This window comes from Sphingomonas montanisoli, assembly GCF_008274695.1.
Taxonomy (GTDB): Bacteria; Pseudomonadota; Alphaproteobacteria; order Sphingomonadales; family Sphingomonadaceae; genus Rhizorhabdus; species Rhizorhabdus montanisoli.
The window spans coordinates 17,967-41,497 of record NZ_VTOU01000005.1; the positions used below are offsets into that span (position 1 = coordinate 17,967).

Genomic DNA, 23,531 nt, shown 5'->3' on the forward strand with positions numbered 1-23,531 from the left:
TCCATTAACCATATTTGCCTAGGACTGCGCACGAGCCGCCCGTGATCGCTCGGGCGGCATGAACTTTCCGCGGCAAGGATGTCGATATGATCCCGAAGCTCATCCACTTCATCTGGGTCGGCAATGAAGCCAAACGCCCGGATAACTGCATGGAGAGCTGGCATGCGCTCAATCCGGACTGGGAGTTCCGGCTGTGGGGCAATGCCGAGCTGAACGGGCTCGACTGGATCAACGCCAAGCATATGACCGCGATGTATGATCGCGAGCTGAACGGCGTCGCCGACATGATGCGCTGGGAAATCCTGCACGCGCATGGCGGCATCGTCGTCGACGCAGACAGTATCGCGCTGCGCCCGCTCGACGACCATCTGCTCGACTGCGAAGCCTTCGCCTGCTGGGAAAATGAGATCGTTCGCCCCGGCCTGATTGCTGCCGGCTATTTCGGGTCGGTCGCGGGCAACCCCTTCGTCAAGCAGATCATCGACGATATCGCCGCCGAACCTTCGGTGACGCACGATACCGCGTGGAAGACGGTCGGCCCGCTGCGCCTGACCGAAAGCTATCGCATCTACGGCTATTCGAAGCTGCGCATCTACCCGAGCCACTATTTCATCCCGAAGCACTTCAGCGGCGTCGCCTATGACGGCAGCGACCCGGTCTATGCGCACCAGCTGTGGGGATCGACCCGCGCATCCTATGACGAGATCCGTCAGGTCGATGTCGACGCGGTACAGGGCGATTTCGGCGTCGTCGAAGCCATCGCGCCAATCGCGCCTGAGCCTGTCGCAGCACCTGCCCCGGCTCCCATGGCCGCCGCGCCGCAGGTGACGGGTTCGCGCCTGGAGACGATCCACGATCCCTATTTCGTCCAGAAGGTCGAGATCAGCACCGAGATCGCTACAGTCAACCGGCTCGAACTGTTCCTGAACATCTGCCGCGGCAAGCGCGTGCTGCACGTCGGTTGCGCCGACTGGCCGATCACCGATCCCGCGACATCGCTCCACCTCGCGCTCGAAGCGGTGTGCGCGCAACTCGACGGCGTCGATCCGCATGTCGAGGCGCTCGCCCAGCTCGAACCCTATGTCAGCGGCCGCCTGTTCGGCAGCCTCGACGACGTGACCGACAGCTATGACGTCGTCCTCGTCCCCGAGGTGCTGGAGCACGTCCCGAACGTCGACGATTTCCTGAAGTCGCTCGAGCGGGTCGACGCATCGACCTTCTTCATCTCGGTGCCCGACGCCTTCCAGTGCCGCGGCGGTCATTTCGATTATATCGACGGCGCGCAGACCTTCGTGGAGGTCGTCCATCCGGACCACAACGTCTGGTACACGCCCTACACCTTCGCCAACACGATCCGGAAATATAGCGATCTCCAGATCGAACAGATGTGGTTCTTCAACCGCATCTCGATCCTTGCGCTGCTGAGCAAGCCCGCGCTGGCGATGGCCGCCTGATCCCTTCGGAGAGAGTGCTGATATGAAGATGTCCGTCGATCAGGCGCTCCGCAAGGCACGCAGCCTTTCGGATCAGGAAGCCCAGGCGCTCTATGCCGAAATGCTGGCGCGCTTCCCCGCCAACAAGCGGCTTCGTGAGGCCGCGCAGGATTCCGCGCGCCCGAAGATCGTGAGCGCGCCCGCCGACGAACTCGAAAAGGTCGTCTCGCTCTATCAACAGGGTCGCCTGACGATCGCGCTCGACGCGGCCGCCGATCTGCTGACGCGCTTCCCGAACTGCGAGATCCTGAACAACATCGCCGGCGCCATCTCCGCCGGCCTTGGCCGCTTCGAGCAGGCGATCCGCCATTACGATCGCGCGATCGATCTGGCCCCCGATTATTTCGAAGCGCTCAACAATCGCGGCAACGCGCTGAACGATCATCAGCGTATTGACGAAGCGATCGCCAGCTTCGACCAGGCGATCAAGCTCAATCCCGATTATGCCGAAGCGCATATGAACCGCGGCATCGCGCTGCGCCGTGCGAAGCGTTTCGAAGACGCGCTGGCCGCTGGCACCCGCGCAATCAAGCTCAACCCGGCCTGCGCCGAAGCCTATAACAATCGCGGCAACGCGCTGATCGCGATCGGCCGCCTCGATGCGGCGCTGGTCGATTTCGATCAGGCGATCGCGCTGCGCCCCAATTTCGCGCAGGCGCTCGTCAATCGCGGCAATGCGCTGATGCTGATGACGCGGCTTGAAGAAGCGCTCGAAAGTTTCGATGCCGCGATCGCGATCGATCCGATTCACGCCCACGCGCATAACAATCGCGGGGGCGTGCTGCGCCGTCTCAAGCGGCTCGACGAAGCATTGGAAAGTCACAAGCGCGCGGCCAAATACTCCTCCGGTTCGGCGCTAGCCGCCGCCGAAGCGCGCAATCTGCAAGCGCATATGTGCGTGTGGAGCAACGACGCGTTTGACGCGGGCATGACCCAGATCGGCAGCGGCGAGGAAGCCTTCCCCGCCTTCTACATGCTGGCGTTCGAAGACAGCCCGCAGCGCCAGTTGCTCTGCTCGCGCAACTGGACCGCCAAAGAATATGGCGCTGGCCGCGCAGTTGCCTTCCCCAAGCGCCCGGCGACGAATAAGATCCGGCTCGGCTATTTCTCCGCCGATTTCCATAACCACGCGACGATGATGCTGATCGCGCGCCTGTTCGAACTGCACGATCGCGATCGGTTCGAAATCCACGCCTTCTCCTACGGTCCCGACCAGCAGGACGAGATGCGCCAGCGCCTCGTCGCCAATGTCGATGCCTTCCACCAGGTCAACAGCGCCGGGGATGCGGCGATCGCCAAGCTCGCCCGCGACAAGGGCATCGACATCGCGATCGATCTGAAGGGCCATACCCACGGATCGCGCCTCGGCATCTTCGCCCATCGCGCGGCGCCGGTGCAGGTGACGTATCTGGGCTATCCCGGCACGCTCGGCACCGACTTCATCGACTATCTGATCGCCGACGAGGTGATCGTGCCTGCCGAATATCGGCGCTTCTATTCGGAAGAGATCGCCTATCTGCCGAACAGTTATCAGCCGAACGACGATCGCCGCGAGATTTCGGATCGGGCCTTCACCCGCGCCGAACTCGGCCTGCCCGACGACGGCTTCGTGTTCGCCTGCTTCAACAACAACTATAAGATCACCGCCGCCGAGTACGACATCTGGGCGCGCCTGCTACGACAGGTCGAGGGCAGCGTCTTGTGGCTTCTCAAGGACAATGAATGGGCGGCGGACAATCTGCGCCGTGAGATCGTCGCGCGCGGTATTTCGGCCGACCGGCTGGTCTTCGCCGATCGCATGCATCCGGCCGATCATCTCGCGCGCCATGTGCACGCCGATCTGTTCCTCGACACCTTCATGGTCAATGCGCACACGACCGCCAGCGACGCGCTCTGGGCGGGCCTGCCAGTCCTCACCAAGTTGGGCCGCAGCTTCGTCGCGCGCGTCGCGGGCAGCCTGCTCCACGCAGTCGGCTTGCCCGAACTGGTGACGGAATCGCCTGCTGACTACGAACAACGAGCACTGGGGATCGCGACAAACCCTGCGCTGGCGGCTGCTCTCAAGCAGAAGCTCGCCGCCAACCGGGCGACCGCGCCCTTGTTCGATGCGCCGCGCTACACGCGCGATATCGAGGCGCTTTACGAACGGATCGCCGTTCGCTGAACCAAGCAGGGCCGCCCTCACAGGCGGCCCTGAACCTTCTTACTCGCCGACCTTAAAGAGCTTCTTGGCGCGGCCGCAGATGATCTCATATTTCGCGTCTTCGGGAATACCCGCAAAGTCGCGCTCGATCACCGCCGCCGAGTTCGGATAGGTCGTTTCCGAGTGCGGATAGTCCGACGACCACATGATGTTGCCGGCACCCGGCAGATCACGCATCAGGATGCCCGCACGGTCGTTGATGAACGATCCATAGACATTCTGGTCCATGTAGAAGCTCGGGCGCTCCTCCAACTTGCTCTCGGTCCAATAACGCTGCTTTTCCCAGGTCCGGTCCATATATTCGGCCATGTGCGCGAACCAGCCCACGCCGCTCTCGATCACCGAATAACGCAGCTTGGGATGGCGCATGAAGACGCCGCCGAAGATCATGATCGCGACCGGCTCGGCCATCGCATACTTCGACATGACCATGTCAGGCAGCATGTGCTGCTTGTCTCCGAAGCGCGGGATGCGGCCGCCCAGGTGGATGGTCAGCGTCATGTCCAGATCGACAGCCGCCGCCCAGAAATCCTCGAACTCGGGATCCGCAATCGTGCGTCCGCCGAACGGATCGCCCGTCAGCGCCGCGGCCTGCGCGCCCATCGATGCGATCGCGCCGGTATCGCCACTCGTCTTGTTGGCGTCTTTCGACTGCGGGAAGGCCGGGATGTTGACCGCGTTGAAGCCAAGCGCCTTGGCTTCCTTCATCATTTTGATCGATTCCTGCGTGTCGCGAAGCGGGATATACCCCACGCCGATCAGGCGGCGGCGATCATAGGAGCAGAAGTCCGACAGCCAGCGATTATAGGCCGCGAAGCTTTCGATATAGAGATCGACATTCTTCGAACCCAGCGGACCGCCGCCGAACAGAACCGACGCATCCATGCCATCGCTGTCCATGTCGGCGATGCGCTGCGCAGGCAGCCAACCACCCGCCATCATCGACGAACGACGGCCCTCGGCCTTGTACGCCTTCGAACCCGCGCTGCCGCTGCTGCCGAGCAGGTTCATCTTCCGGCGGCTGCCTTCGAACACGATATAGTCCGCGTCCTCGGCATGTTCGACCTTCGGCGCCATGTCCTTGAACTTCGCGGGCAGGTAATCGACCCAGAATTCGTGGGGCGGATTAACATGCGCGTCGGCGTCGACGATCTTATAATCGAGAGGCTGGCTCTGATCCGGTGCGGGCGCAGCCTGCGGCGTGCGGCTAAGCTCGGTAACGTCGTTCATGTTATCCCAACCCTCGTCCAAATAGCGAATTGCGTGTCTCATATATTGACGCAATCGGCCGATCTAATCAAGGGAGGTGCAGCTATGGAGCATCACCTATGAGCATCGACCCGGAGGCTTTCGTCGAGCTCCGCCAGAAGATACTGCACCTCAAGGACGAAGTGCTTAGCCTCACCGTCGAGGTTCTCGACGCAAGCCCGGACGCCGCGCGATCCATGCAGCGCGCCCGCGCCGCGCTTTTCGAGGCGTGGACGCTCCTCGTCGGCCCGCCCGAGGACGACGAGGACGACCACTAAGTCAGATCAGGAGCGGGGCGCCCTCGATCGCGAGCAGGCGCCGTTTGGCATCGAGGCCGCCCGCAAAGCCGGTGAGGCTGCCGCTCGTGCCGACCACCCGATGGCACGGCGCCACGATCGAGATTGGGTTGCGGCCATTCGCGGCGCCCACCGCCCGACAGGCGTTCGGCCGGCCGATCGCGCGGGCGATATCGGCATAGCTGCGCGTCTCACCGAACGGAATCGTCAGCAACGCGGCCCAGACCGACTTCTGGAAATCGCTGCCGCGGAAATCGAGCGGCAGATCGAAGGTGGTTCGCTGACCGTCGAAATACTCGCCCAACTGCCGCCCGGCTGCGATCAGGACGGGATGGTCTGGCTGCTCGACACGATCGCCGAGCCGCACGCGATCGGGATCGTCATTCTCCCACAGGATCGCGACGAGCCCCTCCCCGCTCGCGGCAAGCGTGAGTTCGCCTACCGGTGATGGGACTGTCTTGGTAGCCAGGATCATAAGGTCTCTCCTTATAACCCAAGCTAGTCATGCCCAACATGGCGCGCATCCCGAAACTTGCTATCGAAGGGCAAAGTATAAGGGAGATGGCGATGGCAATAGGCACCGAGATCGAGCGGCTCTTCTCGCTCGACGGCCGGATCGCGCTCGTGACGGGCAGCGCGCAGGGACTGGGCCTCGTCATGGCCCGCTCGCTCGCGCGGTGCGGGGCGAAGGTCCATCTCAACGGGCGCGATGCGAGCCGGTTGGCGGAGGTGCGCGACAGGCTGGCGGGAGAAGGACTTGCCGTCGGGATCGCGCCCTTCGACGTGCTCGATCGCGATGCCGGTGTGGCTGCAGTCGACAAGATCGTTGCGACCGATGGCAGGCTCGACATCCTGATCAACAATGCCGGGCCGAGGTTACGAAGATCGATCGATGACATCGACGCCGACGGGTTCGCCATGATGATGGACGCGCACGTCGCCGCCCCCTTTCGCCTGGCGCGTGCAGCGGCGGAGAGCATGAAGCCAGGCGGATGGGGCCGGATCGTGATGTTGAGTTCGGCCGCCGCCGTGCGCGGAGCCAAGGGCGATGCCGCCTATACCGCCGCCAAGGGTGGGGTCACCGCGTTGACCCGCGCGCTCGCAGCCGAATATGGATCGTTCGGAATCACATGTAACGCATTGATCCCAGGTCGCTTCCAGACAGAAAGCAACGCCAACAGCACGCGCGGCGCAGGCGGTGTTCTGGGGCGCAGCGGCGATCCGGATGAGATTGCCGGGGCCGCGATCTTCCTGTGCAGCCCCGCCGCTTCGTTCGTCACCGCGTCGACCGTGACGGTCGACGGCGGTGTTTCGAACTGCTTCTAGGGCTTTGGTTCGTAGCGTCTGGCGACATCGAAGCGGAGCTTCGCCAGCGCGGCCGGATCACTCGGCAACATGGCGGCGCCAGCGGGCATGCCGTTGGCCTTGAGCAGATAAGCGACGATCTTCGCATTGTCCTCAGGCGAGAGCGAACCCGGCGCGTAGAGCGGCATGGCGTGGCTGATATAATCGACCACCTGGCTCATCGGCTTGCCCGACCAGTTGGCGACCCACTTGCCGTTGAGCGGCGGAGTTTCCATCGATCCGCCCAGCGCCGCACCGTGGCAGGCGGCACAGCTCGCCTGGTAGAGTTCGGCGCCCTCGGCAGCCTGCGCATCGGTGTAGATGCCCTGAGCGCTGGTCTTGACCGGATCGGCGGCCGAAAGCGATGCGGCGATGCCACCGGCGCACCCGGCGGCGATGAGGAAGCGAGCGATGGTCATCCTCATGCCCTCCACATCGGATCGGCGAAGAGCGGGGCGACCTTCCTGATCCCCTCCTCGATATCGGATCGATCGGGGATTTCGGTGCTGTCATTCACCCCGTACATCTCACCCGCATTGGGCGGGAAGTTCATGATCATCACCCCGTCGCTCTTCGACAGGACCGAGACGTCATTATAGCGGAAGCCGTAATGCGCCTCGGGCTGGGGGATCAGCCATCCGGTCTGTCCGCGCACCGGGATGATCGTATTGTCGCGGACCAGTTCACGTGCTGCATAGCCGGTGCAGTTGATGACGACCTTCTCGCGCAGCGTCTTGAAATCGGCGGGCGAATGGAAATCGCGCATCTCGTAATGCCCGCCCCCGGCGTAGAATTCCTGCATCAGCAGATGACCATAGCTGCCGAAGTTGAAGTGCATCTGCGACGCGGTGCGCGCGAACTTGGTCGGGAAGGGATTTTCGCCTTCCTCGAGATTGCGGGCCTGGGGAATGATATCCTTGATGCGATCGGCATAATGACCGAACTCGCTTTCCTGCTGGGGCAGGCCCTTGGTGGCATAGCTGTCGGCGATCGTGGCGTCGGAGGGATGCTCGCGCCGCACGATCGGTTCGTTGGACAGGCTATACTGGTCGCTGAAATCGACCGGGGCGCCCGGCAGGCCGAGATAGGATCGGAACGCCTTCCATGAGATGCGGGCCATCTGTTCCCATACGTCGCCGAAGCCCGGCCCGGCGGGATCGGTGAGCGCGATGCGTGAATCCGGGGTCCAGCTGCCATTCGCGCGGACCGAACGGGTGCGGTTGAACAATTCGCGGGCGTAGATCGTAACCTTCAGGCCCGCGCGCTGCGCCGCAACAGCTGTGGTCAGCCCGATGATGCCGCAGCCGACCACCGCGACCTCCCTTGGCAGGACCGACAACGCCTTGGTCACCGCGATCTCGGCCGAGCCCCAGCTGAGCGACCAGCCACTGCCGCCATGGCCGTAATTGTGGATGACGAGCGTGTCGCCCAGCGGCTCCGCATCGAGGCGCGGCCCCTGAGGCCGAAAAGGCCGGATGCAACATTTGACGTCGACGATCTCGTCCACATTCATCCGCATCGGCGGGAGGTAAGGCTTGCCTGACGCCCTGCGACCGAACACCGTGGGCCTGGCAGCCGGCACCGTCGCGCAGGCGGACAATCCCGCCAGCCCACCGAGCGCCGCCGACGCCTTCAACATATCCCGTCGCCCGAACCCCACCCCGATCATTCCAAGTCTCCGCTGCAATGCACAATTGCTAGAAAGCCGGATCGCGGTTGGCAACTATGTTTCTTGATGCGCAACGATTTTTAGCGACTGCGTAGTGTCAGGACGCCTCGGAAGTTGTGGAAGTTGTGACTACGTCAGCGCCGGAATCGCTCCCAACACGCCACCTGCAGCTTTGCGATCCCGATGATGGAAAGTGGCGTTCATCCGGCGACCTTATCGCCGTTGTCCGGTGTAGGACAGGATCAGCCGATCAGGTCTGCCGTCCGCACGACGCGGCAATATTCGCCATCGAGATTGGCGAGCGACATGGCGTGGACCTCGTCGGCGGAGCGCGGCGCGCCCGACCAGTCAGCTTTGCCGAATGTGAAGCAGGCGTCCTCGACCAGCAGCACATCGAAATCCAGATTACCGGCATGGCGGACGCTGGCTTCGACAGAATTGTTGGTGATGACGCCCGCGATGACGAGACGATCGTGGCCGGCGGCGCGCAGGCTGGCTTCGAGATCGGTGCCGATGAAGGCGCTGTTGACCTGCTTGGCGAAGACCGGCTCATCGGGCAGCGGCTCCTGCCCGGCACGGAAGTCGTGACCGGGCTGGCCGGGACGGTAGTGCGAGCCGGCTTGGGTGGAATCGTGACGAACGTGCCAGACCGGCCAGCCTTTGCCGCGCCAATGTGCAAGGAGCGCCGAGACGTTGGCCTCGGCCTTAGGGTTGTTGCGGACGCCCCAGTCGGGATGATCGATCGCGCGCTGAAGATCGATCAGGAGGAGGACGGCGGGGTCGGGCATAGTTGCCCCCAATCCTCCCCTTGGCGGAGGAGGATTAAGAAGGTCAGGCATCGTTGACCGAAACCTTGTCCGGCAGCGCCATCGGCTCCGGCGCGGCTGGTTCGCGTGCCAGTGCCTCGATGGCGGGGACCTCCTCGATCTCCTTGCCGCCGGTCTCGATGTTGAGTTCGCGGAACTTGCGGCCCGTCACCAGCACGCGGCCTTCGAACGAGGAGACGAACTTGTTGTAATTGTCGACCGCGCTGTTGAGCCCGCCGCCGACGCGCTTGAGGTGGGTCGCGGCGACCGAGAGACGTTCGAACATCTCCTTGCCGAGCTGGCCGATCGAACGTGCCTCCTCGGCCAGCTTTTCCTGGCGCCAGAAGCTCGCGACGGTGCGGGCGAGCGCGACAAGATTGATCGGAGTGGCGATCAGGACGCGGCGTTCATGCGCCCAGTCCCAAAGCTGCGGATCCTGCTCCATCGCCGCCGACAGAAAATGTTCGCCGGGAATGTACATGACGACATAGTCGGCCGCCTCACCGAAGCGATCCCAGTAGCTTTTCTGGCCGAGTTGCGAGGCGTGGGTGCGCAGCGCGGCGGCATGCGCCTTGAGGAACGTCGTGCGCGCGGTTTCATCGACCTCTTCGCTCGCATCCATATAGGCGTTGAACGAGCATTTGGCGTCGATGATCAGACGGCGTCCGCCGGGCAGGCGCACGACCACGTCGGGCCGCAGGCGGCCATCATCGGTGTCGACCGAGACCTCGGTCGCGAAATCGGCATAAGGTGACAAGCCTGCCTGTTCGAGAACATTGCGGAGCGACTGTTCACCCCAGCGGCCGCGCGCCTTGGGATTGGCACGCAATGCGTTGACCAGCTTGGCGGCCTCGTCGCGCACCTGCCCCTGCCCTACGCGCACCTGATCGACTGCTTCACGAAGGCCCGCATAGCTGTCGATGCGATCCTTTTCGACGCGCTGCAGCCCTTCCTCATAGCGCTTGAGCGTCGTTTCCACCGGGTTGAGCAGCGCCTTCAACTGCGCCTCGCTCTTTTCGCCCTGCTGATGGAAGCGCTCGTCAGCGCGCTGGAGAAACTGGCGCTGTGCCTGATCGAGCAGCTTGGCACCGACTTCGGAGAATTGCGCCGAGAGCTGTTCCTTGGCCTCGCGCAGCTGCGCCAGTTGCGCCTCGAAAGCCTCGGTGCGCGCATCGCGATCGGCGAGCAGACCCGCGCGATCGGAATCGAGACGGCGGAGCTCGTCACGGGCACTCGCAAGCTCGCCCCGTAACGATTCGGCCTGCCTGGCGGTCTCCGAAGTCGCGGCCAGATCGACAACGGCGCGATTGAACTGATCACGCCAGTTGTCCCGCTCGCGCGCCACCACGGCCAGTCCCCGGCCCTTCACCGCCCAACCGATCGCAGCACCGATTATCAGCATCGCCACGAAAAGCGCCAAAATCTCGACCGTCATCACATCTTCGCCTTCAAGGAACGAACCGGGAACCTAGCCGGTCGTTACGGTCGATGGCAAGTCGCTGACGCCCCTTTCTTTTCGAACGCAAAAGTCTATTAACACGGCGGGGCTTAGGGCGCGTTCAGATAAGGCGTGTCCTTCGGGGGAATAGTGCAGATGGCGACAGTTGCCGGTCAATCGAGCAGCAGTGCCCGTGCGGGCCGCGCTTCGGCGGGTCTTGCAACGCGTGGCCGCAAGGCGGTCAAGCAAATCGGTCTGTCACGCCTGATCGCGACCGCGATGTTCCTCATCATTGGTTTGCTGCTCGCACGGTGGAGCTGGCACGTGCCGCTGGCGCAGGATGCCGAGCGCGCGCTCTATGACGTGCGACAGGTTCTCGCCGCGCCGCAGGCCGAAACCGACCAGCGCCTCACGATGGTTACGTTCAACGAGGAGACGCTGCGGCTGACCGGTCGCCGATCCCCGCTTGACCGATCGATGCTCGCCAAGGCGCTGACCCAACTCGATCAGATGGGCGCGAAGGCGATCGGCATCGATATTCTGATCGATCAGCCTACGCCCGAGGACCAGATTCTGATCGATGCCTTCAAGGGCATGAAGACGCCGACCTATCTGGGCCTTGCGACCAACAAGTCGAACCCGAACTTCATGACGCTCGACCAGGAAAATTTCCTGCGCGACTTCATGAAGCAGACCGCGCCCGGCAACGTCCACTTCACCAGTATCCGCCTGCAGGCCGACAATGACGGCGTGATGCGGAGCTGGCCCAATCAGCCGCGCGACCTGCCGCCGCTGATGGCCAACTCGCTGACGCAGGGTTACCCGCAGTTCCGCGACTATGACGGATCGATCCGATATCGCCTTCCGCTGGATAAAGAGCGGCCGGTCTTCGACAAGCTGCCGGTCGAACTGATCGCGATGCCCGAAGTGCTGGAGGCGATGAAGCCGCAGATCGAGGGTCGCTACGTCCTGATCGGCGGCAACATCCCCGATGTCGACCAGTTCACGACCCCTATGTCGCGAATGAAAAGCCCGACCACGGGCCTTGTCGGCGAAACCACGATCGGGCTGGAAATCCACGCCCATTTGCTCGCGCAGATGCTGGACAATATCATGCCGCCGCGCATCCCGACCTGGGGATTGTGGCTGATCGCGATCGCGATCGTCGCGATGGGCGCGCTCACCTCGACCGCCAACATGCGCTGGTGGTGGCTGGCGCTGGCGCTGCTGGTGCAAGCGGCGATCGTGTTCGCGGCGCCCTTCGCGTTGCAGTTCAACGGCATGGACACGCAGGACCTGCCGGTGTTCGGATGGATCCTCGGCTGGATCTTCGCTTATTCGGCTGTCGGCACCGCCGCGCGCGGGATCGGTTCGGAACAGCGCAACTTCGCGCAGGGCGCGCTGGGCAAATATCTACCCCGCGACATCGCCGCCGACATCCTGAAAAACCCGGAGCGTCTGTCGCTGGGCGGAGAAAAGCGCGAAATCTATGCTTTGTTCAGCGATCTGGAGGGCTTCACCAAGCTCAGCCACCAGATCGAGCCGGAAATGGTCGCCTTCCTGCTCAACCGCTATCTCGACGTTCTTTCGGAAACCGTGCTGGCGCACGGGGGCACGATCGACAAGTTCGTGGGCGACGCTATCGTAGCCTTCTGGGGCGCACCGATCAGCCGCCCCGACGACGCCGACCGTGCAGTCCGGTGCGCGATCGCGATGTACGAGGCGGGCGAACAGTTCCGCCGCGATGCGCCCGAAGGCTGCCCGCCGATCGGCGTGACCCGCGTCGGCGTTCACATGGGCGAAGCGATCGTCGGCAATTTCGGCGGCGAAGGGCGCATCCAGTACACCGCGCTGGGTGACAGCATGAATACGGCGTCGCGGCTCGAAGGTGCGAACAAATATCTCAAGACGAAAACGCTCGTCAGTGATACTGTGGAAGAGACGTCGACTCTGGGCTTCTTCCGACCGATGGGCCGCATTGCGGTATCCGGACGCTCGACACCGATGCCGGTGTTTGAGCCGGTGCCGCACATGGGCGCCGAGCATGTGACGAAGCTCACTGAATTACTGCGTCGATTCGACGATAAGGACGTCAATGCCTTGGCCGAGCTGGAAGCGATGGTCGCGGCGGATGAGGATGACAAGGCGCTCGCCAATCTGGTCGAGCGGCTTCGCGAAGTGGGACCAGGAGGCTACAGTGCATTGGACAAGTAAGCGTCGGCCGCAGGCGTATGTTGCGGCAGTACTCGCGGCCACTTTGTCGAGCGCGGCGATCGCCGCGCCGCTCGTGGTCCGCTCCGCCGGCCCTTCGGCCAAGAGCTATCCGGTCGGCAAGGCCGTCGCCGGTGACAAGATCGTGCTGAAGGCGGGCGACACGGTCGTCCTGCTCGACGGCAAGAGCACGCGCACGCTTTCGGGCCCCGGCACCTTCAACGCGGTCGAAACCAAGACGGCGGCAGCCGGCAGCACGCTGGGCGCGCTGATGGCGGGCGGCGGCGAGAAGCGGGCCCGCATCGGTGCGGTCCGTTCGGTCAAGGGCGATGACGGCACGAAGAACCCGAGCGTGTGGTATGTCGACATGAACCGCAGCTCGAGCATGTGTGTGATCGACCCGGCCAACGTCACCATCTGGCGCAAGGATGCTACCGCCGAGGCGCTCGTGACCGTCACCGCCGCAAACGGCGCGTCGAGCCCGATCAAGTTCGGCCCGGGCCAGGCCAAGGCCGCCTGGCCGACGGCAGTGCCGATCACCGATGGCGGCGCCTATAAGATCAGCTGGGACGGCGCCAAGGCACCGACCAACCTGAAATTCTCGGTGATCGCGCCGCCCTCGAACGATCCGCAGGTCATGGTCACCACCTTCAAGAAGGCGGGCTGCGACGCGCAGCTCAACCAGGTGACGCAGACCGCCGAGGCGAAGCCGACGCCCAAGGGCTGATCTTCGGCACCATATTCGCATAGCAGCAGCCTGGCCGGCGGGGAGCGATCCTCGCCGGCCTTTCTGTTTGTGAAGCGCGAACGCGCCATAAGGACAGCAAAGGCGCCATCTGCCCGCTCATGATTTGCGAACGGCCGTCCGATCCGGCAGAAATCCCGCAAGATTCACCGTCGCTACGGACGGATAAAAACTGGGAAGATGTCTGCATGAAGTACAACCGCATCTCGGCCGATTGCCATATGGACCTGTGCAATCTGCCGCCTGACCTGTTCGTCTCGGAAGCATCCGAAGCCTTCAAGGCGCGCGTACCGCACGTCGTCGATGCCGAGGACGGCCGACGCTGGTTCGATGGCGACGGGATCGGTTACGGCCTGGTCAACGGCTGTTCGGGGGGCGGCGCGCCTTATGTTCCCGGCGCGCACCACCGCATCGATCGCATGGCCGAAACCGGTCTGTATGACGATGGCAAGAAGGGCATTCGCCGCGTGAGCGATCCCTATCTGCGCCTCAAGGAAATGGAGATGGATGGCGTCGATGCCGAAGTGATCTTCGGCCCGCTGTCGCTGATGCTCCAGATGCGCGATCCCGCGCTGATCCGCGAGAGTCTCTATATCTACAACACCTGGCTGGCGCAGGATTTCTGCAAGCCTTTCCCCGATCGCCAGCTTGGTCTTGGCTGCGTGCCTCTGAACGACATCGACTATGCGGTGAAGGAAATCCACCGCGTCGCCGAACTCGGCCTTGCCGGCATCGAGCTGCCGCACAGCCCGGACATGGTGCCGTTGTGGCATCCGCAGTGGGAGCCGATCTGGCAGGCGATCTCCGACGTCGATCTGCCGATGCACTTCCACACCTTCCCGTCGGTGCCGACCGGCATTCCGGCATTTGACCCCGAACATCGCCCAGCGCGCTTGTTCACGATGGTGTCGACGTTTCAGGTCAATCTGTTCCCGATCGTCGCCGGCATCATCTCCAGCGGCGCGCTGGAGCGTTATCCCAACCTGCGCGTCGCCTTCGGCGAATCCGGCATCGGCTGGCTGCCTTATGCAATGGACCGCATGGACTTCGAATGGGACGACCAGTTCAAGTTCGGCGCGATGGGCCAGCGGCTCAAGATGAAGCCCAGCGAATATCTGCTCCGCCAGTGCCGCTTCTCGTTCCAGTATGAAAAGATCGGCGCGAAACTGGTCGACCTGATCGGCGTCGAGACTCTGATGTGGGGTTCGGACTTCCCGCACGGCGACGGGGTATGGCCCGACAGCAGCGCGATCATCGAGGATCAGTTCGCGCATCTTCCCGCCGAAACCACCCGCAAGATCGTCTGCGACAATGCGGTCGAGTTCTACCGGCTCGAAAACGCCTGAGAGATAAGGTTGCAAGGGTGAGCCGTGGTCCATCGTGACACTCGGCTCACTCTCCCCTAAAGCCCGCCCGTTCAACCAACGGGAAGCATGATGACCCAGCCCAGCGGCGCCCCCCTGATGCTGTTCGACAGCCTCACCCGATCGACGCGCACGTTCGCGCCGATCGATCCGGATATGGCGCGGGTCTATAGCTGCGGGCCGACGGTCTATGACTTCGCCCATCTGGGCAATCTGCGCGCATATGTGTTCACCGATACGCTGCGCCGGGTGCTCAACTGGAAAGGGTGGCCGGTCAATCACGTCATCAACATCACCGATGTCGGCCATCTGACGTCGGATGCCGATGCGGGCGACGACAAGATGGAGGCCGCCGCCGCGCGGCAGAACCGGACGATCTGGGACATCGCCGCCTTCTATACCGATGCCTTCAAGACCGATCTGGCGGCCCTCAACATCCGCACGCCGACAATCTGGAGCGTGGCGACCGATCATATTCAGGACATGATCGCCTTCGCGCGCGAGATCGAGGTGCATGGCGCGTCCTACGAACTGGACAGCGGCCTCTATTTCGACACGTCGAAGGTGCCCGATTATGGGCGCCTGGCGGGTGCCAGAGGCGACGAGGTCGTCGGCCGCATCGCCGAGGTCGAGGGCAAGCGCAATCCGGCCGACTTCGCGCTATGGCGCCGTTCGGCCGACGGTGAGCAGCGCCAGATGGAATGGCTCTCGCCCTGGGGGCCGGGCGCGCCGGGCTGGCACCTCGAATGCTCGGTGATGAGCATGAAATATCTCGGCGCACAGTTCGATATCCACACGGGCGGGATCGATCATCGCGAGATCCACCATTGCAACGAGATCGCGCAGAACCAGGCGTTCACCGGCTCGGAAAAGTCGGGCGCAAACTTCTGGATGCACAACAATTTCCTGGTCGATCGCGGCGGGAAGATGTCGAAGTCGAAGGGCGGCTTCGCGACCTTGGCGAGCGTGATCGCAAAGGGCGTCCACCCCCTCGCCTATCGCCTGCTCTGCCTCTCGGCCCATTATCGCAGCGAGTTGGAATTCTCGCCCGAGGCGCTGGCGGCGGCGTTGACGCGGCTCGGCCGGCTCGTGCTGGCGGTGGAGCAGCTTCGCGCGCAGATCGGCGATCCGGACTGGTTGCCGCTGGTGGCCGAAAGCGAGAAGAGCAAGGGCGCGGCCTTCGCTTATCAGCGCAGCGTAATCGAAGCGGGCCTGTCCGCGCCGGCCGTCAAGCTGATCGCTCAATTCGACGAAGCGCTGTCCGCCGACCTGATGGTGCCGCAGGCGCTTCCGCTGATCGAGCAGGCGGCGACCGCCAAGGCGATACCGGCAGACGAGCGGTTGCGCCTGGTCGCGACGATGGACCTTGCGCTCGGCCTCAACCTGCTCGGCACGCGGCGGATCGATCTGCGGCAGCGTCCCGACGACGCGGTCATATCCGAGGACGAGATCGAGGCGGTGATCGCGGAGCGGCAGGCCGCGCGCGCGGCGAAGGATTTTGCCGAGTCCGATCGGCTTCGCGATGACCTGGCCGTCAAGGGCGTGCAGGTGATGGACGGCGCCGGGGACATGCGCTGGGATTGGCTATTGTCGCTCTGACCATCGATCCGGCGCAGGCCGGGGCCACCAGAATATTGCACGATGAATTATCATGTAATGTTCGTGGCGGCTCCGGCCTCCGTCGCGGTGGCGACAGTTGGTGACATGAACTTTCCATGTCGCGCATATGACGACAACAAAGCCTCTATTCGCCTCGCCTGAAATGACTTAGCACTCCATCCCATAGAGTTCGCCGCGGGGCAGCGGCGGCTTCAGGGGGAGACGAGTTCATGGCGACGAAGGCATCCGATCTGTTCGTCCAGTGTCTGGAGGAAGAGGGCTGCGAATATATCTTCGGCGTTCCCGGCGAAGAAAATCTCGACATGCTCGACAGCCTTTCGCGGTCGAAGAAGATCAAGCTGATCCTGACGCGCCACGAACAGGGCGCCGGATTCATGGCCGCGACTTATGGCCGCCACACCGGCCGCACCGGCGTCTGCATGGCAACGCTGGGGCCGGGCGCGACCAACTTCGTCACCGCGGCGGCCTATGCCCAGCTCGGCGGCATGCCGATCCTGATGGTGACCGGCCAGAAGCCGATCAAGAAGTCCAAGCAGGGCCGCTTCCAGATCCTCGACGTCGTCGACATGATGCGCCCGATCACCAAGTTCACGCACCAGCTCGCCTCGGCCGACAATATTCCGAGCCGCGTGCGCGAAGCCTATCGCCTCGCCGAAGAGGAAAAGCCCGGCGCGACCCATATCGAGTTTCCGGAAGACGTTGCCGACGAGCATACCGATTCGACCCCGCTCAAGCCCTCGCTGATCCGCCGCCCGCTCGCCGAATCGAAGGGCGTGCGCGCCGCCGTGAAAATGATCGAGCAGGCCAAGTCGCCGATCCTCGTCATCGGCGCGGGTGCGAACCGCAAGCTGACCGGTCGCATGCTGCTCCAGTTCGTCGAGAAGACGGGCATCCCCTTCGTCACCACCCAGCTGGGCAAGGGCGTGATCGACGAGATGCACCCGAAGTTCCTCGGCTGCGCGGCGCTGTCGGCGAGCGATTTCGTTCACCGCTCGATCGAGCATGCCGACCTGATCGTGAACATCGGCCACGACGTGATCGAAAAGCCCCCCTTCTTCATGAAGAATGGCGGCTGCCCGGTGATCCACGTCAGCACCAAATCGGCTGAGGTCGATCCGGTCTATTTCCCGAACGTCGAGGTTATCGGCGATATCGCGAACGCGATCTGGCAGATGAAGGAAGACATCGTGCCTTCGGGCAAATGGGACTTCGACTTCTGCTTCAAGGCGCGCGCCGCCGAGATCGAGCATACCAAGAGCCTGGACGGCGACGATCGCTTTCCGATCTTCCCGCCCTTCCTGGTCCGCAAGGTCCGCGAGGCGATGCCTTCGGATGGCATCATCTGCCTCGACAACGGCGTCTATAAGATCTGGTTCGCCCGCAATTATCAGGCGCGCCAGCAGAACACGGTGCTGCTCGACAATGCGCTCGCCACGATGGGCGCGGGCCTGCCGTCGGCGATGGCCTCCGCGATGGTTTATCCCGATCGTAAGGTCATGGCGATCTGCGGCGACGGCGGCTTCATGATGAACAGCCAGGAAATGGAGACCGCGGTTCGCCTTGGCCTCAACATCACCGTGCTGATCCTCAACGACAACAGTTACGGCATGATCCGCTGGAAGCAGGCGAATATGGGCTTCGAGGATTGGGGCCTGACCTATGGCAATCCCGACTTCGTAAAGTATGCCGAAGCCTATGGCGCCAAGGGCCACCGCGTCGAAAGCGCCGAGCATCTGCCGAAGCTGCTCAAGGAATGCCTCGACACGCCGGGCGTCCATCTGATCGACTGCCCGGTCGACTATAGCGAGAACGACCAGATCCTGAACAAGGACATCAAGACGCTGAGCAAAGCGGTCGAGGGTTAAAACTCCTGCTTCCCCTCCCTATTAGGGAGGGGATTGAGGAGTGGGTGCGAGCGACGAAGTCGCGAGCATCGCCGCTCATCGCACAAAGCTACGCCGGAGGCTTCGAGCCTCCGGCTTCGCCACCCACCCCCTTCCCCTCCCTTGCAGGGAGGGGTGCAAAGGTTGGACGCAATGAAGCTCAAGGACACCTACCCGCTCTACCTCGCCAACGAGGCGCAGCAGCCGAACACCGATCTGGCGGTGACCGACAAGTTCACCGGCGAAGTCGCGACCCGCGTCGCGCTGGCCGACGCCGAGACGATCGCGGCGGGCATCGCGGCGGCGCATGCGGCCGAGGAGCCGATGCGCAAGATGGCGAGCTATGAGCGGCAGGCGGTGCTGCAGCACTGCGTCGATCGCTTTACAGAGCGCAAGGACGAGCTGGCTTATGCGTTGTGCATCGAGGCCGGCAAGCCAATCAACGATTCGCGCGGGGAGGTCGGCCGCCTGATCGATACCTTCCGCATTGCCGCCGAAGAATCGGTGCGGATGCTGGGCGAGGTGCAGCCGCTCGATATTTCACCGCGTGCCAAGGGATATCAGGGCATCTGGAAGCGCGTGCCGATCGGCGCGTGCTCGTTCATCTCGCCCTTCAACTTTCCGCTCAACCTCGCCGCGCACAAGGTCGCGCCCGCCATCGCGGTAGGCTGCCCCTTCGTGATGAAGCCGGCAAGCCGCACCCCGCTGGGCGCGATCATCATGGGCGAGGTGCTGGCCGAGACGAATCTGCCCAAGGGCGCCTTCTCGATCCTGCCCGCGGCGCGCGACGGCGCGGATCTGTTCACCACCGACGATCGGCTCAAGCTCCTCTCCTTCACGGGCTCGCCCGATGTGGGTTGGGATCTGAAGGCGCGGGCGGGCAAGAAGAAGGTCGTGCTCGAACTCGGCGGCAATGCCGCGGTGATCATCGATGCCGACGCCGATCTGGACGACGCGGTCGACCGTACCGTGTTCGGCGCCTTCTATCAGTCGGGCCAGTCGTGCATCGGCGTGCAGCGCATCATCGTCCACGACGCGGTCTATGATGCGTTCAAGGCGAAGCTGGTCGCGAAGACGAAGACGCTGATCGCCGGCAATCCGCATGACGAAAAGACCTTCGTCGGCCCGATGATCGACGTTAAGGAGGCGACCCGCCTCGACAACTGGATTCAGGAGGCGACCGCCAAGGGCGCGACCCTGCTGTGCGGCGGCAAGCGCGACGGCGCGATGCTGGAGGCGACTCTGCTCGAAGACGTCGATCCGGCGACCAAGATCAATCGTGAAGAGGCATTCGGTCCCGTCGCCTTCCTGATCCGCTTCCGCGAATGGAAGGAAGCGCTCGATATCGTAAACGACTCGAAGTTCGGGCTTCAGGCCGGTGTATTCACGCGCGACATCTTCAAAGTGCTCGATGCTTGGGATGAACTCGACGTCGGCGGAGTCGTGGTGAACGACGTTCCCAGCTATCGTGTCGACAACATGCCCTATGGCGGCGTCAAGGATTCCGGGCTCGGACGCGAAGGCGTTCGGTTCGCGATGGAGGATATGACCGAAATCCGCAACCTCGTGATACGACGCAAGCAAGTATAAGACGTTGATCAATTGCGTATCTGGCAATAAGAACGTCAGGAAATAGCGTAACGATAACCAGGGGTGGTCAATCGTTACGCGCCGGCACGGAGCTTTACAGGGAGCGCCGAATTGGGGGGCAGAGTGTCAGGCAAGCTGTCACTGGTCTATGCGGGACTATGTGCACTTCTCGCGACCGCGTTGATTTCGCTCGCGGTGGTCGGCGGATGGACGGACCGCGCCCAGGCTTCGGCCTCCTCCCCCGCATCGCGCGCTTTGCATGTTGGCGTCGCTTCATGTGCCGGTTCGACCTGTCACGGCCGTAGCGAGCCGACCGGCAAGGTCGTGCGCCAGGACGAACTTCTCCGCTGGCAGGAACCGTCTAGCCCCGCAGGTAGCCATAGCCGCGCCTTCGCCGTCCTGGCGGAACCGCGCGGCCAGGCGATCGCCGCCAAGCTGGGCATCGGCCCCGCGACCAGCGCGCCCGAATGCCTCGGCTGCCACGCCGATCCGGCCTATACGGGCAAGGCGGCCAGCTTCCAGACATCGGACGGCGTCGGCTGCGAAGCCTGCCATGGTGGTGCAGGCCAGTGGCTTTCCTCGCATTATGCCGTGAACGGCACGCATGCGGCCAACGTCTCGCGTGGCCTCTATCCGCTCGATCAGCCGCGCGCTCGCGCCGAACGCTGCCTCGACTGCCACTTCGGCAGCGACAAGCCCGGTCAGTTCGTGTCGCACCGGATCATGGCGGCGGGCCATCCGCGCGTCGCCTTCGAAGTCGACCTCTTCTCCGCGCTCCAGCAGCATTGGGACGAGGACGCCGACTATATCCGCCGCAAGGGCCGCGTCTCGAATGTGCAGATGTGGGCGATCGGCCAGGCGACCGCGGTGAACCGCGCGGTGACGCTCTATGCGAATGCCAAGCTCGGCACGCAGGGCGTCTTCCCCGAAATTTACTTCTTCGACTGCCAGACCTGCCACCGCGAGTTCCAGGACGGGCCGAAGGGCGGCAAGGTCAGCTGGGTCGCGAACCCCGGTCGCCCGATCCCCGCCGGCATGCCCGCCTTCAACGACGAGAACATGATCATGCTCTCGGCGGCGGCGAAGGTCGCAGCGCCGGGCCTTGCGGCAAAGTTCGATGCCGACAGCAAGGCGTTCCACGCTGCGCTCGCCAAGGATCGCTCCTCGGCGGTGCAGGCGGGCCTGAAGCTGGGCGCGACCGCGCAGTCGCTGGCCGACGCCTTCGGACGGGCCAGCTTCGGCCGGGGCGACATCATCCAGATCGTCGATACGATCGCCGGCCCGGTCACGGCGCCGCGCTTCACCGACTATGAAGGATCGGTGCAGGCGGTGATGGCGCTCGATACGCTGCTGAATGCGATGGTGCACAACGGCTATGTCACCGCCGATCGCGCGAAGGGCGTGCGCGGATCGATCGATCGCGCCTATCGCGCCGTGAACGACTCAAACGACTATAAGCCGGCGGAATTCCGCTCGGCTCTTTCCCAGGCTGCTGCCTCGATCAGGGCGCTTCGATGAAAGTATCCCGGCTTACCGCGTTCGTAACGTCGCTTTCCTTCGTCCTCGCCTCTTGCGGCGGCGGAGGGGGTGGTTCGTCCAGTTCGAACGGCGGCACCCCGCCGTCGACGGCAACGCCCGACATCACGATCACGAGCAGCGTCTTCACCGCACCTTCCGCGCAGAACCTGACGAGCGCCGACGTTGGCAAGATTATCGCGCAGTCCACCGAGGAAGCTGCCGCACGTGGCAAGCCGGCGGTGATCGCGGTGACCGACCGTGTCGGCAACGTGCTGGGCGTTTTCACAATGAACGGCGCGCCGAAAATCCTGACCGTCGGCACCCAGGCGAGTGAGCGCACCGTCACTCGCGGTGACCTTGAAGGTCTGGTGCAGGGTCCGCCCGCCGCCGCGCCCGATGCGAGCGTTCTCGTCGCCGGCGCCATCGCCAAGGCGGTTACCGGTGCCTATCTCTCCTCGTCGGGCAACGCCTTCTCGACCCGTACGGCGAGCTACATCGTCCAGGAACATTTCCCCAAGGCGCCCAACACGATCGGGCTTGAAAGTGGCCCGCTGTTCGGCGTGCAGTTCAGCTCGACCCCCTGTTCGGACCTGAACACGCATTATACGCCCGGCGGCAGCTTCCTGATGGACGCCGTCACCCAGTTGCAGCGCATGGTTGCCGCCAATATCGGCCCGAAGCGTTCACCGCTGGGCCTGTCGGCCGATCCGGGCGGCATTCCGCTGTACAAGAACGGTGTCGTCGTCGGCGGACTCGGCGTGATGTCCGACGGGCTGTACAGCTATGACGGCAATTCGGTCGCGGCCGACAATGATCCCGACGAGTTCATCGCGCTGGCGGGCTCGGCAGGGTTCGAAGCGCCCGACGCGATCCGTGCGAACCGCATTTCGATCGACGGCACGCTGCTCGCCTATAGCGAAGCGACGACCGACGGCCTGCGGAGCAATCCGGGCAACGCGCGCGCCTTCGCCGCGATCAACGGCACGTTGGGCAGTCTGACTCCGGTCCGCGGTTATTATGCGCAGACGGGCGCCGCCGCTTTGCTCGACGGCCAGACCTACGGCACCGAAGCCTCAGGCATACGCCCCGCGACAGCTGCCGAACGGAGCGCCGGTACCGTCGTCACCAACCCAGACGCCTTCATCCTGACCGACGGATCGGGCAATAATCGCTTCCCGATCCGGGCCGGCACCGATGCCGCCGAAGTCGCACAGCCGCTGACCGCCGCCGAAGTGCGCGCCATTCAGGAGGAAGCCTTCCTCGTGATGGCGAAGGCGCGCGCCGCGATCCGCAAACCCGACGACAGCCGCGCGCAGGTCTCGTTGTCGATCGTCGACACGCGTGGATCGATCCTCGCGGTCGTACGGTCGCCCGATGCCCCGATCTTCGGCATCGACGTGGCGATCGAGAAAGCCCGGACGGCGGCGTTCTTCTCCAACCCCCGCGCCTCCGCCGACCTGACCGGCAATCCCAATCCGGGTGTATCAGGCAGCCCGTCGGTCGCCAGCTATGCTGCGGCGATGCAGAGCTTCACGGGCCAGAACAACATCCTGACCGGTGGCTATGGCGTCTCGGCCCGCGTGCTGGGCCTGCTCGCCCGCCCCTATTTCCCGGACGGTGAAGTCGGCAAGCCGAACGGCCCCCTTTCGCGCCCCTTCGCGGCGTGGAGCCCCTTCTCGGTCGGCCTGCAGAGCACGCTCGTCACCCCGAACATCCTCCAGCATGTCGGCTTCATCCTGGGCGGGGCGACCGATACGCCGCAGCGTTGCACCACCACGCCGGCGATCTCGGGCACAAGCCAGAACCGGCTCCAGAACGGTATCCAGATCTTCCCGGGCGGCACGCCGATCTTCCGCGGCAACGTGCTGGTGGGCGCGATCGGCATTTCCGGCGACGGCATCGACCAGGACGACATGATCTCGTTCCTAGGCACCTTTAATGGCAGCCAGCGTCCGCTGACCGTCGGCCTCGCGCCGCTCGCGATGCGGGCGAGCCAGATCGCCTTCCCGCAGGCCAATGGCGGCAAGCTGCCTTATGTGCAGTGTCCGGTGCAGGAGTTCGCCGGAAGCTCGGCCACCCTGGACATCTGTTCGGGCAAGTAGA

18 protein-coding genes are annotated in these 23,531 nt (G+C 63.8%); 12 read left to right on the forward strand and 6 right to left on the reverse strand.

Annotated elements, in window-relative coordinates; translation table 11 throughout:
- Positions 1-86 precede the first annotated feature (86 nt).
- Together FYJ91_RS18430 and FYJ91_RS18435 are read left to right on the forward strand one after the other, a co-directional pair.
- Positions 87-1,454 carry a glycosyltransferase gene (locus FYJ91_RS18430; RefSeq protein ID WP_149523804.1) on the forward strand — a complete coding sequence of 456 codons (1,368 nt, stop codon included), beginning with the start codon at positions 87-89 and terminating at the stop codon, positions 1,452-1,454.
- A gap of 22 nt (positions 1,455-1,476) precedes the next feature.
- Complete coding sequence (locus FYJ91_RS18435; RefSeq protein ID WP_149523805.1) at positions 1,477-3,657, forward strand: tetratricopeptide repeat protein; 2,181 nt, start codon at positions 1,477-1,479, stop codon at positions 3,655-3,657.
- 39 nt (positions 3,658-3,696) lie between these two features.
- Here FYJ91_RS18435 and FYJ91_RS18440 read toward each other — a convergent pair whose 3' ends face one another.
- Positions 3,697-4,926: an amidohydrolase family protein gene (locus FYJ91_RS18440; RefSeq protein WP_149523806.1), complete on the reverse strand. Its 1,230-nt coding sequence runs from the start codon at positions 4,924-4,926 to the stop codon at positions 3,697-3,699.
- A gap of 98 nt (positions 4,927-5,024) precedes the next feature.
- On the opposite strand from FYJ91_RS18440, the gene FYJ91_RS18445 reads away from it, so the two are divergent.
- Positions 5,025-5,222, forward strand: a complete 198-nt coding sequence (locus tag FYJ91_RS18445) for a hypothetical protein (RefSeq protein ID WP_149523807.1) — start codon at positions 5,025-5,027, stop codon at positions 5,220-5,222.
- Between the two features lies 1 nt (position 5,223).
- Here FYJ91_RS18445 and FYJ91_RS18450 read toward each other — a convergent pair whose 3' ends face one another.
- The gene (locus FYJ91_RS18450; RefSeq protein WP_149523808.1) at positions 5,224-5,715 is read right to left on the reverse strand and encodes a methylated-DNA--[protein]-cysteine S-methyltransferase; all 492 of its coding nucleotides are present in this window, start codon (positions 5,713-5,715) and stop codon (positions 5,224-5,226) included.
- A gap of 92 nt (positions 5,716-5,807) precedes the next feature.
- On the opposite strand from FYJ91_RS18450, the gene FYJ91_RS18455 reads away from it, so the two are divergent.
- The gene (locus FYJ91_RS18455) at positions 5,808-6,566 is read left to right on the forward strand and encodes an SDR family oxidoreductase (protein WP_219822618.1); all 759 of its coding nucleotides are present in this window, start codon (positions 5,808-5,810) and stop codon (positions 6,564-6,566) included.
- On the opposite strand, the gene FYJ91_RS18460 is transcribed toward FYJ91_RS18455, so the two are convergent.
- The 4 genes from FYJ91_RS18460 to FYJ91_RS18475 all read right to left on the reverse strand — a co-directional run bounded on the left by FYJ91_RS18460 (position 6,563) and on the right by FYJ91_RS18475 (position 10,494).
- Entirely contained in the window at positions 6,563-7,003 is a 441-nt protein-coding gene (locus tag FYJ91_RS18460) for a c-type cytochrome (RefSeq protein WP_181008583.1), read from the reverse strand. The genes FYJ91_RS18455 and FYJ91_RS18460 overlap by 4 nt on opposite strands.
- 2 nt (positions 7,004-7,005) lie before the next feature.
- Positions 7,006-8,223, reverse strand: a complete 1,218-nt coding sequence (locus FYJ91_RS18465; RefSeq protein ID WP_219822619.1) for an FAD-dependent oxidoreductase — start codon at positions 8,221-8,223, stop codon at positions 7,006-7,008.
- 272 nt (positions 8,224-8,495) lie between these two features.
- Positions 8,496-9,041 (reverse strand): cysteine hydrolase family protein, encoded by a 546-nt coding sequence (locus FYJ91_RS18470; protein ID WP_149523812.1) that lies wholly within the window; start codon positions 9,039-9,041, stop codon positions 8,496-8,498.
- 43 nt (positions 9,042-9,084) lie between these two features.
- Positions 9,085-10,494 carry a DNA recombination protein RmuC gene (locus FYJ91_RS18475; RefSeq protein ID WP_149523813.1) on the reverse strand — a complete coding sequence of 470 codons (1,410 nt, stop codon included), beginning with the start codon at positions 10,492-10,494 and terminating at the stop codon, positions 9,085-9,087.
- Between the two features lie 159 nt (positions 10,495-10,653).
- Here FYJ91_RS18475 and FYJ91_RS18480 point away from each other — a divergent pair, with 159 nt between their 5' ends.
- The 8 genes from FYJ91_RS18480 (at position 10,654) to FYJ91_RS18515 (ending at position 23,530) form a co-directional block, all read left to right on the forward strand.
- A complete protein-coding gene (locus tag FYJ91_RS18480) occupies positions 10,654-12,711 on the forward strand; it encodes an adenylate/guanylate cyclase domain-containing protein (protein WP_149523814.1) in 2,058 nt (685 codons plus the stop codon).
- On the forward strand, positions 12,695-13,435 hold the full coding sequence (locus FYJ91_RS18485; protein WP_149523815.1) for a hypothetical protein: 741 nt from the start codon (positions 12,695-12,697) through the stop codon (positions 13,433-13,435). Before FYJ91_RS18480 ends, FYJ91_RS18485 begins: the two co-directional genes overlap by 17 nt.
- A 206-nt stretch (positions 13,436-13,641) precedes the next feature.
- Positions 13,642-14,799, forward strand: a complete 1,158-nt coding sequence (locus tag FYJ91_RS18490) for an amidohydrolase family protein (protein ID WP_181008584.1) — start codon at positions 13,642-13,644, stop codon at positions 14,797-14,799.
- Positions 14,800-14,889: 90 nt separating this feature from the next.
- Positions 14,890-16,416, forward strand: coding sequence for a cysteine--tRNA ligase (cysS, locus tag FYJ91_RS18495; protein ID WP_149523945.1), 1,527 nt, complete (start codon positions 14,890-14,892; stop codon positions 16,414-16,416).
- 230 nt (positions 16,417-16,646) lie between these two features.
- Positions 16,647-18,302 carry an acetolactate synthase large subunit gene (locus FYJ91_RS18500; protein ID WP_149523817.1) on the forward strand — a complete coding sequence of 552 codons (1,656 nt, stop codon included), beginning with the start codon at positions 16,647-16,649 and terminating at the stop codon, positions 18,300-18,302.
- 171 nt (positions 18,303-18,473) lie between these two features.
- Positions 18,474-19,910: an aldehyde dehydrogenase family protein gene (locus FYJ91_RS18505; protein WP_181008585.1), complete on the forward strand. Its 1,437-nt coding sequence runs from the start codon at positions 18,474-18,476 to the stop codon at positions 19,908-19,910.
- Between the two features lie 123 nt (positions 19,911-20,033).
- Positions 20,034-21,428, forward strand: coding sequence for a cytochrome c family protein (locus tag FYJ91_RS18510; protein ID WP_246152733.1), 1,395 nt, complete (start codon positions 20,034-20,036; stop codon positions 21,426-21,428).
- The gene (locus FYJ91_RS18515) at positions 21,425-23,530 is read left to right on the forward strand and encodes a heme-binding protein (protein WP_149523820.1); all 2,106 of its coding nucleotides are present in this window, start codon (positions 21,425-21,427) and stop codon (positions 23,528-23,530) included. Before FYJ91_RS18510 ends, FYJ91_RS18515 begins: the two co-directional genes overlap by 4 nt.
- Position 23,531 lies beyond the last annotated feature (1 nt).